This window comes from Acidovorax sp. GBBC 1281 (genome assembly GCF_028473645.1).
In the GTDB taxonomy this organism is placed as follows: domain Bacteria; phylum Pseudomonadota; class Gammaproteobacteria; order Burkholderiales; family Burkholderiaceae_C; genus Paracidovorax.
In genome coordinates, this window is sequence record NZ_CP097269.1 from 4036294 (window position 1) to 4049987 (window position 13694).

Annotated in this window: 11 protein-coding genes; 3 read left to right on the forward strand and 8 right to left on the reverse strand. The window is 71.0% G+C overall.

Annotation, left to right across the window (positions count from 1 at the left end; genetic code table 11):
* Window positions 1–261: 261 nt before the first annotated feature.
* Both M5C96_RS18875 and M5C96_RS18880 read right to left on the reverse strand, forming a co-directional pair.
* Complete coding sequence (locus M5C96_RS18875; protein ID WP_272564671.1) at window positions 262–1083, reverse strand: NUDIX hydrolase; 822 nt, start codon at window positions 1081–1083, stop codon at window positions 262–264.
* Complete coding sequence (locus M5C96_RS18880; RefSeq protein ID WP_272564673.1) at window positions 1080–2066, reverse strand: quinone oxidoreductase family protein; 987 nt, start codon at window positions 2064–2066, stop codon at window positions 1080–1082. Before M5C96_RS18880 ends, M5C96_RS18875 begins: the two co-directional genes overlap by 4 nt.
* Before the next feature lie 134 nt (window positions 2067–2200).
* On the opposite strand from M5C96_RS18880, the gene M5C96_RS18885 reads away from it, so the two are divergent.
* Window positions 2201–3109, forward strand: a complete 909-nt coding sequence (locus M5C96_RS18885) for a DMT family transporter (RefSeq protein WP_272564674.1) — start codon at window positions 2201–2203, stop codon at window positions 3107–3109.
* Between the two features lie 144 nt (window positions 3110–3253).
* Here the strand turns inward: M5C96_RS18885 and M5C96_RS18890 are convergent, their stop codons facing one another.
* From M5C96_RS18890 to M5C96_RS18910, 5 genes are all read right to left on the reverse strand, one after another.
* A complete protein-coding gene (locus M5C96_RS18890; protein WP_272564675.1) occupies window positions 3254–5929 on the reverse strand; it encodes a bifunctional diguanylate cyclase/phosphodiesterase in 2676 nt (891 codons plus the stop codon).
* Complete coding sequence (locus tag M5C96_RS18895) at window positions 5929–7044, reverse strand: TRAP transporter substrate-binding protein (RefSeq protein ID WP_442867326.1); 1116 nt, start codon at window positions 7042–7044, stop codon at window positions 5929–5931. Before M5C96_RS18895 ends, M5C96_RS18890 begins: the two co-directional genes overlap by 1 nt.
* Window positions 7045–7243: 199 nt before the next feature.
* A complete protein-coding gene (corA, locus tag M5C96_RS18900) occupies window positions 7244–8215 on the reverse strand; it encodes a magnesium/cobalt transporter CorA (protein WP_272564676.1) in 972 nt (323 codons plus the stop codon).
* A gap of 48 nt (window positions 8216–8263) precedes the next feature.
* Window positions 8264–9073, reverse strand: a complete 810-nt coding sequence (locus M5C96_RS18905; RefSeq protein ID WP_272564677.1) for a metallophosphoesterase family protein — start codon at window positions 9071–9073, stop codon at window positions 8264–8266.
* Between the two features lie 23 nt (window positions 9074–9096).
* Window positions 9097–10185 (reverse strand): diacylglycerol/lipid kinase family protein, encoded by a 1089-nt coding sequence (locus M5C96_RS18910; RefSeq protein WP_272564678.1) that lies wholly within the window; start codon window positions 10183–10185, stop codon window positions 9097–9099.
* Between the two features lie 353 nt (window positions 10186–10538).
* Between M5C96_RS18910 and M5C96_RS18915 the strand changes: the two genes are divergently transcribed.
* Window positions 10539–11384 carry a phosphatase PAP2 family protein gene (locus M5C96_RS18915; RefSeq protein ID WP_272564679.1) on the forward strand — a complete coding sequence of 282 codons (846 nt, stop codon included), beginning with the start codon at window positions 10539–10541 and terminating at the stop codon, window positions 11382–11384.
* A gap of 183 nt (window positions 11385–11567) precedes the next feature.
* On the opposite strand, the gene M5C96_RS18920 is transcribed toward M5C96_RS18915, so the two are convergent.
* Entirely contained in the window at window positions 11568–12809 is a 1242-nt protein-coding gene (locus M5C96_RS18920) for an MFS transporter (RefSeq protein ID WP_272564680.1), read from the reverse strand.
* A gap of 172 nt (window positions 12810–12981) precedes the next feature.
* Between M5C96_RS18920 and M5C96_RS18925 the strand changes: the two genes are divergently transcribed.
* Window positions 12982–13692: a haloacid dehalogenase type II gene (locus tag M5C96_RS18925; protein ID WP_272564681.1), complete on the forward strand. Its 711-nt coding sequence runs from the start codon at window positions 12982–12984 to the stop codon at window positions 13690–13692.
* The last annotated feature ends 2 nt before the right edge of the window (window positions 13693–13694 follow it).

Sequence of the window (13694 nt, forward strand, 5' to 3'; positions counted from 1 at the left end):
ATGGCGGCATTCCGTGGGGAGATGCGTGCCGATGGGGCGACGTGCGCGGCGGCGAAGCGGGGGGCGATGCCGGCCGCTCCAAAGACGAAGAGCCGCCGGTGAGTTTGCGCTTGATGTGACCGAGACCGAGCATGGTGATTTCCTTGGAAAACGGGGCTGGGCCCGTGTTTCCGATCTGACCAGCGGATGGCCTCAATCCCCCACCCCAGCCCGAAACGCCTTGCGGCGCACCGAAGCGAGACCTGCCAGGGCCCTCGCGCGCTACCAGCCGTAGAACCCCGCCAGCACCAGCGCCGCCTCCGGCGTGAACTCGCCGCGCTCCAGCCGTGCGTGCACTTCGGCCGTCTCCAGCAGTTCGAACCGTTCCACCTCGCCGTCCTGGTTCTCGGGCACCAGGCCCTCGGGCACGGTGGCGTGGAACCAATCGATGCGCTCGACCATGTAGCCCACGCCTTCGCCGTCGCTGCTGGGCCGGGCGAAGTCCACGTGGCCGCCGTGCACCATGCCGTGCAGCGCGCTGGTGCGCAGGCCCGCCTCTTCCCAGGTTTCCCGCTCCAGGGCCGCGTCCAGCGTGTCGGCGGCGCTGACCATGCCGCCCATGAGCGTGTCCCACTTTCCAGGGTGGGTGGGTTTGTCGAAGGCGCGTTGCTGCACCCACAGGCAGCCCCCCGGCGCGCTGCCCACCAGGTGCACGGCCTGGGTGGCGAGCCCCAAGGGGCGCACGGCGCCGCGCTCCACGGTGCCGATGCGCTCGCCGGCGGCGTTGCGCACGGCGAGTTGCTCGTCGCGCCAGGCCCCGCAGCGGCCGGCCTGGCGCAGCGCCTGCGCCAGGGCCGCCAGGGCGGCGGTCGCGTCGCCCGCCGGGGCATCGAGGTGCCATGCAGGCGCACCGAGATGCTCCTTTTTTAATAGCAACCAAGGCAAAGAATCTCCCGGCGTGAGGGCGATTTCATCCAGAACGCCCTCGGCCACCGAGCCCACGGCATGCCCGGCCACCAGGAACGGCAGGCGCGGCGCGGCGGGGGGCTGCTGCGCCTGGCGGCGCGCGGCGGGCACCCAGCCCGGCACGGGTTGCCCGCTCATTCGAGGGTGAGGATGGTGCAGCCCGTGGTCTTGCGGGCCTCCAGGTCGCGGTGCGCCTGCTGCACGTCGCGCAGGGGGTAGCGCTGCTCGATGTGGATCTTGACTGCGCCGCTTTGCACCACCGCGAACAGGTCGTCCGCCATGGCCTGCGTGGCCTCACGCGTGGCGATGTGGGTGAAGAGCGTCTGCCGCGTGACGTACAGCGAACCCTTGGCGCCCAGCACACCGGGCGGGAATGCCGGCGCCGGGCCCGAGGCATTGCCGAAGGTGGCCATGAGGCCGAAGGGACGCAGGCATTCGAGCGACTTCTCCCAGGTGTCCTTGCCCACGGAGTCGTACACCACCTTCACGCCCTTGCCGCCGGTGATGTCCTTCACGCGCGCGGCGAAGTCCTCGGTGCGGTAGTTGATGGCGTGCGCCGCGCCGTTGGCGAGCGCGAGGCGGCATTTTTCGTCGCTGCCGGCCGTGCCGATGAGCTGCAGGCCCAGGGCCTTGGCCCACTGGCAGGCGATCAGGCCCACGCCGCCGGCGGCCGCGTGAAAGAGCACGTGGTCGCCGGACTGCAGGCCCTCGGCGGGCAGCGTCTTCTTGAGCAGGTACTGCGCCGTGAGGCCCTTGAGCATCATGGCCGCGCCGGTCTCGAAGCCGATGGCGTCGGGGAGCTTGCAAACGGTCTTGGCGGGCATCACGCGCACTTCGGAGTAGCTGCCGGGCGGGTTGCTGGCGTAGGCCGCGCGGTCGCCGGCCTTCAGGTGCGTGACTCCCTCGCCCACGGCTTCGACGATGCCTGCGCCCTCCATGCCGATGGTGGCCGGCATGGGCAGCGGGTACAGGCCCGTGCGGTGGTACACGTCGATGAAGTTCAGGCCCACCGCATGGTGGCGGATGCGGATCTCGCCCGGGCCGGGGTCGCCGACGGCCACATCGACGACATGGAGTTCTTCGGGGCCGCCATGCTGGCGGATCTGGACGGCAAGGCTCATGGGAAACACTCCTGCAAGCTGAGAAGGGGGAAGGAACGAGAGAACGAAAAGCGGGCGACCGGCTGACGGAAAGCGGGTGAATCCTGCCATGTTTTGCCGCGGCCTGCCGGAGCGAGGCGCTACAGTCCTCGCCCATGACGCAACGACTCACCCCGGGCACGATCGCCCTGCTGGCCACCGCGCCGCTGCTGTGGGCCGGCAACGCGGTGGTGGGCCGGCTGGTCCACACGCTGGTGCCGCCCGTCACGCTGAACTTCATGCGCTGGGCGCTGGCGTTCCTGGTGCTGCTGCCGCTGGCGTTCCGCGTGCTGGGGCCGCAAAGCCCGCTGTGGCCGCACTGGCGGCGCTATGCGGCGCTCGGGCTGCTGGGCATCGGCTGCTACAACGCGCTGCAGTACATGGCGCTGCAGACCTCCACGCCGCTGAACGTGACGCTCGTGGGCTCCAGCCTGCCGCTGTGGATGCTGACAGTGGGCGCACTGTGCTTCGGCGCGCCCGTGCGGCGCCCGCAGCTGATCGGCGCGGTGCTGTCCATGGCCGGGGTGCTGCTGGTGCTGAGCCGGGGCGAGTGGGGCCAGTTGCTCGCGCTGCGCCTGGTGCCCGGCGATCTGTTCATGGTGCTGGCGACGATCTCCTGGGCGTTCTACAGCTGGCTGCTGTCGCGCACGCACGAGCCGGCCACGGTGCGCTCGGACTGGGCAGCGTTCCTGATGGCGCAGATGGTGTTCGGCCTGGCCTGGTCGGGCGCCTTCGCCAGCGGCGAATGGGCGCTGGGCCACACGCACATCGAATGGGGCTGGCCGCTGGCCGCGGCGCTGGCCTTCATCGCGCTCGGGCCGGCCATCCTGGCCTACCGGTGCTGGGGCGTGGGCGTGCAGCGCGCGGGCCCGGCGGTGGCAGGGTTCTTCATCAACCTCACGCCGCTCTTCGCCGCCGTGATGTCGGCGATATTCCTGGGCGAGACGCCGCGCCCCTACCACGCGGCGGCGTTCCTGCTGATCGTGGGCGGCATCGTCGCCTCGTCCCGGCCCCACAAGGCCTAACCGGCCCTCTGAGGCAAAACGGCCTCCAGCGCAATCGATACTAGGGCATGTCGCTATTAAAAATATAGCAAACCAACAATCCGCCCGTGGACTGGTTCGCTGACGCGGCCGGCCCGAAGCACAGGCGCCGCCGGTCAGAGCGGCTCAGAGCGGCCCGGGCTGGGGCGCGCTCGGCGCGGCGGTGCCGGCAAAGCGCTCCACCAGTTCCTCGACCGGCAGGGGGCGTGCGAAGAGGTAGCCCTGGTACAGGTCGCAGCCGTGCAGCGCCAGGAAGTCCTTTTGCTCGGCGGTCTCCACGCCTTCCGCGATCACCTGCAGCTCCAGGTTGCGCGCCATGCCGATGATGGTCTGCACGATCACGTCGTCGGTGGGACGCACGCCCAGGTTGCGCACGAACGACTGGTCGATCTTGAGCTGGTGCAGCGGCAGCCGCGTGAGGTAGGCCAGCGACGAATAGCCGGTGCCGAAATCGTCCACCGAGAACCGCACGCCCTTGGTGCGCAGCAGGTGCATCTTGGCGACCGAGTCTTCCACGTTGTCCAGCACCAGCGATTCGGTCAGTTCCAGTTCCAGCAGGTGCGGGCGGATGCCGGTCTCCTGGATCACCTCGACCACGCCCGCCACGAAGTCGGGGTGGCGGAACTGCCGTGCGCTCACGTTCACCGACACGTGCACGTTGCGCAGGCGCGGATCGCGCTGCCATTCGGCCAGCTGCTCGCAGGCCGTGCGCAGCACCCACATGCCGATGGGCACGATCAGCTCGCTCTCCTCGGCCACCGCGATGAAGTGGCCGGGGGCCACCAGGCCGCGCTCGGGGTGCTGCCAGCGCAGTAGCGCCTCCACGCCCACCATGGTGCCGGGCAAGGTGAACTGCGGCTGGTAGTGCAGCACGAACTGGCCCTGCTGGATGGCGACCTGCAGGTCCACTTCGAGCTGCGCGCGCTGGGTGATGACCACCTGCATCTGCGGATCGAAAAAGCACAGGCCGTGGCCGCGCCGGGCCTTGACCTGGTACATGGCGATGTCGGCCTGCTTGAGCAGCTCGGCCGCCGACTGCCGCGAGTCGCCGAACACGGTGGCGCCAATGCTGCAATTGCTGTGGTGCGTCTGCGCCCGCAACTGGTAGGGCTTGCTGAGCGCCAGCAGGATCTTTTCGCCGATGCGCCGCGCCAGCGTGGCGGCCTCCTGCGGGTCGCGCGCCAGGTCGCACAGCATGACCACGAACTCGTCGCCGCCCAGCCGCGCCACGGTGTCGGTGGTGCGCACGCAATCCTTCAGGCGCACCGCCACCTGCTGCAGCAGCAGGTCGCCCACTTCGTGGCCCTGCGTGTCGTTGAGGGTCTTGAAATGGTCCAGGTCGAGGAACAGCAGCGCCCCCAGCTCCCGCGAGCGCGCCGCCGTGGCGGCGGCCTGGTTGAGCCGGTCCAGCAGCAGGCGCCGGTTGGGCAGGCCGGTCAGCAGGTCGTAGAAGGCGAGGTTCTCGATCTCGGCGCTGGCCAGGCGCAGGTCGGTCACGTCGTGGTAGGAGATCATCAGACCGCCCTCGGGCGTGGCGCGCTCGGTGATCTGGATGAAGTGGCCGTTGGGCAGCATCTGCTCGTGCGTGCCGTGCGGGTGGCGCTGCAGCGCCAGGCGCTGGTCGACCCATTCGCGGCGCTGCCGCTCGCTGGCCTCGGGCAGGTGGTGCAGCACCGTCGCCTCCAGCAGCGCGCGGAACGGCAGGCCATTGGTCATCACGCCGCGCAGCCAGGGAAACATGTCCTCGAAGCGGCGGTTCCACTGCAGCACTTCCAGGTCGCGGCCCAGCAGCACGAAGCCGGTGACCATGGAACCCAGCGCCTGGTCGAGCGTGGACTTGGAACTGGCCAGCGCCATGCGCGCGCGGTTCATGCGCGTGAGGTAGGCGATGGTGAACAGGCCCGCCACGGCCACGGTCACGCCAAAGAACAGCGCCACGAGCACGATGGCCGTGCGCTCGCTGCGCCAGGCCGACAGCGCCGCCGCTTCGGGCAGGCTGGCCGAGATCCAGAAATCCGGGTACAGGATGGGCCGCGCCACCACCAGCGACGACACGCCGGTGATGCGCGCGCCCTGGCCCCAGGCGCTGATGGGCACGCCGACCTCGCTGAGGGGATGCACCCGCGTACGGTGGCGCGCATCGCCCCGGCCCGAGAACCCCAGCAGCATCTGCCCCTGCCCGCGCTCCAGCGTGACCTCCAGCCCGGAAATGTCCACCGCCTGCGTGAGCACCGACACCAGCATGCTGGTGGGCACCTGGGCCACGGCGATCAAACGCTCGCCGTTCAGCGCGCGCATGTGGCGGGCCACGTACAGCACGCGCTCGGAACTGGCGAAGCTGATGGTCGGCACGCTGATCGCCAGCGTGGGCACAGGCTGGCCCATGACCTCTTCGAAGAAACCCGAGGGCAGCTCCATCCCCACGCGCCCGCCGGCCGTATCCGAGGAGGCGACCACCTTGCGCTGCCCGTCCAGCAGGGCCACGTAGCGCACCATGAGGTTCTGGCGCGCGGCCGCGCGCAGCAGCTGGCTCACCGCGCCGGGATCGCGGGATTCGTGCACCTGCTCGCGCATCGCCATCAGGTCGGCGGTGCTGGCCAGCAGCACATCCAGGCCGAGCAGCGACCGGTTGACCGCAGCCTCGGCGCCGGTGGCAAAGCGCGTGACCTGCGCCTCGCTCTCGGCCAGCGCGGAGTGCCGCGTGCTCCACACCAGCCATGCCGCCGCCCCGGCCAGGGCCAGCAGAAACACGGCCACGACACTGCCGACGGCGATGCGGATGCGCCTGGAAATGGACGGCATCACGGGGCCCGGGGGGCGGTGATGCCGCGCGCAGGGCCGACGGTGCGGTTCCAGAGATCCACGCAGGCGGGGCCGCAGCGCCGCTGCCAGTTCGCCAGCACGGTGGTGCGCAGGATCTCCACGCGCCGCGCATCGTCGGCCGCCGACACCGGCACCACCACCATGGCCCCCTTGGCGCCCTTCACGCAGGTGGGCCGGCCCGTGTTGCACGCGAGCCCCTCGGTCGTCTCGCGCTCGGCATCGGCCCAGATGGCGGCCTCCAGGCGGGGCACCTCGCGCTGCAGCAGGGTGCGCAGGTCGGGGGGCAGCGAGTTCCACACATCGCGGTTGGCCCCGAAGATCGACAGGCCCCAGGTGAGCGGCATGGGATAGACGTACTGGGTCACCTCGTACAACCCCATGGTGTTGCCCGACATGGTGCCGGTCACGGCGCATTCGCTGTCGCCGGCCTTGAGGCTGGCCACCATCTGGCCGAAGCCCGTGTGCACCGGAATACCGCCCACCGCGCTGATGAAGTCCGCCTGCGAGGCCGAGGCCACGCGGATGCGCCGGCCGGACAGGTCGGCCAGGCCCGTCATGGCGTTCTTGCAGAAGATCACCTGGGCCGGATAGACGTAGATGGCCAGCATCTCCATGTTGCGCTCCTGGCGCAGCGACGCCTCCAGATAGGGGCGAAACGCGGCGACCGTGGTGCGCAGGCTGGCGATGTCGGGACTGAGGCCCGGCAGATCGGGCGCCGTGTACTGCGGGTACTGCGCGGTCAGGGAGCTCATCAGCACGGTGCCGAAGGGCACCACGCCCAGCTCGACCAGTCGCAGCATCTCCATGCCCGGCACGCCCGCGCGATCGAACGGCACGATGGTGGAAGAGAACCGGCCGTTGCTGAGCCGGGCGAGTTCCTGCGTCCAGAACGGCGCCTCGCGCTGCGTGTACTGCGACAGGGCGCCCAGGCTGCCGACCACGCGCAGCATGAACGGCGCGGGGGTCGGGGCCGGGGCCGATGCGCCCGGTCCGCCGGCGGCCGGGGGGCTCTGGGCGTGCCCTGCCAGGGGAGCGCAGCAGAGCCAGGCCAGTGCCAGTCGGCACAGTGCGCGGGTCAGGAAAAGGTGTTGCATGAAGGAACGCCGTGGTTCTTGTTGCCGTGTCGCCGCCAGAGATTTCTCCCTCCCCGGCTTTTGTACCATCTTGCTGCGATTTGACCAATGGGCAGCGACCCAGGAGCGATCCGTTTGACAACACCCGCGCGTCCGGCACGGCGCGCCACCGGATGCCCCGCGGCCGGCCGCCGCCGGCACGCGTTCACCAACCCGCGGCTCAGAGCCAGCCCGCCCGCCGGAAGCGGTAGTACAGGTAGCCGCACACGCTCAGGATGAGCACCAGCGCCGCCGGGTAGCCGTAGGTCCACTTCAGCTCGGGCATGCCCTCGAAGTTCATGCCCCAGATGCCGGCGAACGCGGTGCAGACCGCGAAGATGCTGGCCCAGGCCGCCAGGCGCTTGGTGATCTCGTTCTCCTCGATCGTCACCATGGACAGGTTCACCTGGATGGCCGTGCCGATGGTGTCGCGCATGGCGTCGATCGAGCCGTTGATGCGGCTCAGGTGGTCGAGCACGTCCCGGAAATAATCCTGCGAGCCCATGCACACCTGGGGCACGCGCCCGCCGTGCAGCTTGCCCACCCCCTCCATCAGCGGCGCCACCGCCCGCTTGAGCACCATGGCGTGGCGCTTGAGTTCGTAAAGGCGCTGGATGTTGTTGTGCGGCGCGCCCTTGGTGAAGATCTGCTGCTCGATCTGCTCCAGCTCCACCTCCAGCGCGTCGATCACCGGAAAGTAGCGATCCACCACCGCGTCCAGCAGGGCATACAGCACGAAGCCCGACCCGGTGCGCAGCAGTTCGGGCTGGCGCTCGCAGCGCTCGCGCACGCCCAGGAACCCGAGCTTGCTGCGGTTGCGCACCGACAGCACGTAGTTGCTGCCCACGAAGACATCGACCTCGCCCACGTTGATGCCGCCCTGCTCCGGGTCGGGCTCGACCAGGTGCAGCACGGCGAACAGCGAATTGCCGTATTCCTCGATCTTGGGGCGCTGGTGGCCGTGCTGGGCGTCCTCCACGGCGAGTTCGTGCAGGCCGAACTCCTGCTGCATCTCTTCAAGTTCCTGCGGCGTGGCATCGGCCAGGGCCACCCAGACGAAGCAGCCCGGCAGGGAGACGTAATCGCTGATGTGGTCGACCGAGATATCGGCCAGCTTGGCACCGTTTTGGTAGGCAACGCAATTGATCAGCATGGGGCAATTCAGGACGACGGCAACGCCCTGGATCTTGCCATGCCGGCGCTACGTTGCGGCGCTCCCGAGGTCCCGGGGCGGCAGCGGCAAAAAAGCCTGCAGCCGCGCGTCGTAGTCCCAGCGCGTCAGCCGGTGGTGCGCGGGCAGCGCCTCGGTGCCGGACCGCTCGGGCACCGGGTGCTCCAGCGTCACCAGGCTGTTGGGCGCATGGGCGCGCAGGCGCACCGACACGGCCGTGCCCGCCCGGGCCGCCCACAGGCCGGGCAGCACCTCGGCCAGGCCCGGTTCGTGCGCATGGCCGGACAGCAGCAGTTGCGCACCCGCCTCCCGCCAGCGCGCCAGGGCCTCGCCCGCGCGGTGGGGCCGGTGTTCGGTGTCGCTCGTGGGGTGCACCACCAGCGGGTGGTGCGTGACCACGATGCGCCACCGGTCGCGCGGGGCCGCGGCCAGGCGCTGCGCCACCGCGTCGATCTGGGCATGCGACAGGCTGCCGCGCTCGTGCCGCCAGGGGCGCGTGGTGTTGACCCCCACGGCCAGGAAGCCGTCCACGTCGCACACGGGCTCCAGGTCGCACCCCCACCAGCGCTCGTAGCGGCGGTAGGCCCGGCCCAGCCGCTCCCACCAGGCGAACAGCGGCACGTCGTGGTTGCCGGGCATGACCAGCAGGCGCGGCACCCCCAGCCCGGCGATGAACGCGTGTGCCTGCGCGAACTGCTCGGCCGTGGCGCGCTGCGTGAGGTCACCCGACACCACCAGCAGCGACACGTCCAGCGTCTTGACCAGCCGGGCCACCGCCGCGCACACGCGCGGATCGTGCGCACCGAAGTGCAGGTCCGACAGGTGCATGAGAACGCTCATGGGCGGCCTTCGGGGCGGGCGGCTCAGCCGGTCGCCAGGCCGGGCACGGCCACCGGGGCGCCCTCCGGGACGGCGGTGGGGGGCGGAGCGGCCACGGGCACGGCACCCTCGGCGGCGGGATCGTCGTCGCGCGCCGTGGCGGTGGGGGCCACCAGCCACAGCGGGCGCTCTTCCACCCGAAAACGCAGCGGAGGCGCCATCCATTCGCGCTCGCCGTCGAAGGCCACCTTCACGCGGTGCGGCCGCCAAGTGGGCTCCACGACCATCTCGGCGCAGGCCAGGCTGATGACGGCCTCGTCGCGCGCCAGTTGGCCCACGGCGGCATTCCACACGGTGCGCGCGGTGGCAGCGCGGCTCTGGGGCTTGAGCAGCAGCACCGCCAGGCGGTCGCCGTCGGCCACGTCCTGGGCCTGCGGAATGCCCAGGCGTTCCAGTTGCAGGGGGTTGTTGCCGACGAACAACGTGGAGGCGAAGAACTCTTCGCGCGTGGGATCGGCCACCCGGTGCTGGCGCAGCGCCACGCGCCAGCGGCGCGCCGAGGCCGGACGGAAGAAGCTCCACACCGCCGACACGATGGCCACCCAGCGCGAGCGGCCGAAGCGGCGCGAGGCCAGCTCGCGCTCCTCCAGCAGGCGCGGGTACAGCCCCACGCTGGCGTTGACGAGGAACATGCGGTCGTTGACGAAGCCCACGCTCACCGGCCGTGCGTCGCCCGAGTCCATGGCGGCCAGGATGTCGTTGGCCGCCTGCTCGGGGTCGAGCGACAGGCTCTGCTCGCGCGCGAAATAGTTGAAGGTGCCCACCGGAATGACGCCCATGCGCACCTGGTGCTTCCAGGCGGCGGTGGCCACGGCGTTGATGGTGCCGTCCCCGCCCGCGGCCACCACCAGGCCGCCGTCGGCCTGGGCGGCGAGCGCGGCCTCTTCGGCCGCCTGGACGATGCCGGCGCGCTGCGCGGGCACGTGCCATTGCACAGCGTTGCTTTGCAGGGGTGCCAGGCCCTCGAGGCGGGCTCGCAGCTGGCCATGGTCGGCACCGGGCCGGTGGGGCACCACCAGATGGATCGGGCCACGGCCCTTTGGCATGGACGCTGGCAGGTCGTTGGATGGCATGTCGGGAAGGCTTTCGAGGGGAGTATCACCCTGCGCAGGGCTGGATCCGATCGGGCTCGGGGGGCGGTGCCCGCACCGCAGGACGCCCGATTCTGCACACGGCCCGGGCAGGGGGGCATCGGCAGGCAGGCGCACCCCTTGTCAGCCATGGCCGACACGCCTCGGCGCCGCCCGCAAACCCCGACGGATCGCCAGGAAATGGGATTGGCCGCTCGCCACGCGCCTGCCACCATTGCCGCCCTGATCCACTCCCTTGCTGCGCGATCCATGCCACTGCCCCGCCGCCATCCCTGCCCTGCCCGCCCTGCGCAGCCACGCCCGAACCCGCGGCCCGCCCCGCCGGAGGCGCGCGCATGATGGACGTCCAGGCCATGGCCCTGTGGGCCGGATCGCACCCCCTGACCGTCTGGACCGGGGGCCTGGTCATCGCGTTGGTGGCCGCCGCTGCGGCCTGGGCGGCCAACGGGCCGCTGCACACGCACGGGGCCCGGTGGGTCGCCCCCTGGGCCGAGCGCTGGGGCGCGCCGCAAAACGCCAGCGCGCGGCTACTGGCCACCCTGTGCGTGGCTGCCCTGCTGCTGCTGGCGTGCGCGCAGGCGCTGGCCGCCATCGCCGCGGAATGGGCCGCGCCCACCGCGTGGGCGCTGTTCGACGACACCCTGGCCGCCACGCTGCGCGCCACCGCCAGCGTGGCCACGCTCACCCTGTTCGCGAACCTGACCCACGCCGGCGACACCGCCGTGCTGACGGTGCTGGCCGTGGCGGTGGCCGCCGCCCTCTGGCTGCGCCGCTACCGCCTGCTGGCCCTGGGCTGGACGGCGGCACTGGCCGGCAACGGGCTGCTCACGCGCGGCTTCAAGCACACCTTCGAACGCGTGCGGCCGGTGCACACGCACGAGATCGCCATGGCCGACGGCTTCAGCTTTCCGAGCGGGCACAGCAGCAGCTCGCTGGTGGCCTACGGCATGCTGGTCTATCTGGCGCTGCGCCTGCTGCCCGCACGCTGGCACCTGCCGGCCGTGCTGCTGGCGGTGGCCACCGTGTTCACCGTGGGCTGGAGCCGCGTGGTGCTGCAGGTGCACTTTGCCAGCGATGTGCTCGCCGGCTGGCTCACCGGCGGGGCATGGATCGTGTGCTGCGTGATGGTGATGTCGGGCATCGGCCACTGGCGGCGCTCCCGCGCCGCGCCCGTGGCCTGAGAACGTGTTCCATGTCTTTTTGGAGTCGCGCCAGTGTCTTTTCGGGAGGGGATGCAAGGCGCGGTGCGCCGCCAATAGCGCGGGCTATTGGCCAGCGCCGCAACGCCGCACAACGCCCGAAAAGGCGCTGGCCCTTCGGGTTGGAGCGATCTCCCAAAAGGCATTGGGCACATTCTGAGGGCCTCAGCCCGCCGCGCGCCCGGCGCGGTCCGCCGCCAGAGACCACCCGAACACCGCCAGCCCGCCCAGCGCCAGCAGCACGCCCACCCAGCCGGTGGAGGTCCAGCCCAGCCCGGCCGTGATCGCCACGCCGCCCAGCCAGGCGCCCAGCGCGTTGGCGCAGTTGAAGGCCGAGTGGTTGAGGGCCGCGGCCAGGGTCTGCGCCTCGCCGGCTACGTCCATCAGCCGGATCTGCAGTGCCGGGCCGATGGCGACGATCGTGCCCAGCAGGAACGTCGCCGCGGCCGCCGTCACCACATGGTGCGCCGCGAACACAAAGCCGCCCAGCACCACGATGGACCACAGCAGCAGCCCGCCGATCGTGCGCATCAGCGACTTGTCCGCCAGGCGTGCGCCCACCAGGTTGCCCGCCACCATGCCCGCGCCGAACAGCGCCAGCACCAGCGGCACGCCGGCCAGCGGCAGCCCGGCCACCTCGGTCAGCGTGGGCTTGATGTAGCTGAACACCGAGAACATGCCGCCGAAGCCGATCGCCCCGATGCCCAGCGTGAGCCAGACCTGCTTGCGCCGCAGGGCGCCCAGCTCGCGCCAGGGGCTGGCACCTTCGGCCGGCGGCTGGTAGGGCACGCCCCGGCGCACCATGGCCATGGCCGCCACCGCGATCAGCCCTACGAAGACGAACGCCGCGCGCCAGCCGAACACCTGCCCCAGCCACGCCGCGATCGGCACCCCCAGCAGGGTGGCCCCGGTCAGCCCGAGCATCACCAGCCCCACCGCGTGGGCGCGCCGTCCCGGCGGCGCGAGCGACGCCGCCACCAGCGCCGCGACGCCGAAATACGTGCCGTGCGGCAGCCCCGTCACGAAGCGCAGCACGTTCAGCGACAGATACCCGGGCGCCATCGCCGAGGCGAAATTGCCCAGCGCATACACCCCCATCAGCGCGATCAGCAACGCCCGCCGGCCCCAGCCCGCCGCCAGCACGGCCAGCACCGGCGCGCCGATCACCACGCCCAGCGCGTAGGCGCTGATGACATGGCCCGCCTGCGGGATGCTCACGCCGATGTCGCGCGCCACCTCGGGTAGCAGGCCCATGATGACGAACTCGCCGGTGCCGATGGAAAACCCGCCCAGGCCCAGCGCCAGCACGGCGCGCAGCAGCGTGCGATCGTCCCTGGCGGGGGCGGCGGGAGAAGGTGTGGCCGCCAGGGCGTCGGGGGATGGGGAGGGAATGGAAGGCGTGGTCATGAAGAAATGGCCGGCGGGGCGGATCAGGGTTAACCCGCAGGCCGGAGACCATATCACGCCCCGCAGTGCTCCGCAGGCCCGGGGGCATCGCCCCACACCCCGCTATGCTGCGGCTGCATCGGCCTGCCCCTCCGGTGAGCCGCCTCGCATCCATCCCCTCCAAGGAGCCCCCATGAACGACCAACCCTGGCACGGCGTGCGCGTGCTGGCCTTCGACATCTTCGGCACCGTGGTGGACTGGCACGGCAGCATCGTGCGCGAGGTGCAGGCCCTCTACCCGCACGTGGACGCCGACGCCTTCGCGCTGGCCTGGCGCGAGGGGTACCAGCCCGCCATGCAGCGCGTGCGCAGCGGCGAACTGGGCTGGACCCGCATCGACGAACTGCACCGCCTGATCCTGGACGGCCTGCTGCCCCGCTTCGGCCTGCAGCACCTGACCGAGGCCGAGCGCCAGCACCTGAACCGCGTGTGGCACCGGCTCGACCCCTGGACCGACAGCGTTGAGGGCCTGCAGCGCCTGAAGCGCCGCTACACGATCACCACGCTCTCCAATGGCAACATCGGGCTGCTGACGAACATGGCCAAGCGCGCCGGCCTGCCCTGGGACTGCATCCTGAGCGCCGAGGTGTTCCGCGCGTACAAGCCCGATCCCTCGGTGTACCAGGGCGTGACCCGCACGTTCGACCTGGCGCCGGGGCAGGTGATGATGGTGGCGGCCCACCACGAGGACCTGGCGGCGGCGCGGGAATGCGGGCTGCGGACGGCGTACATCGAGCGGCCTTGGGAGTTTGGAAGGACGAGGCCCAAGGATGTGTCACCGCAGGCGGGGAACGACTGGCATGCGGAGAGCTTGGTGGGGCTGGCTGAACAAATGGAGATATGACC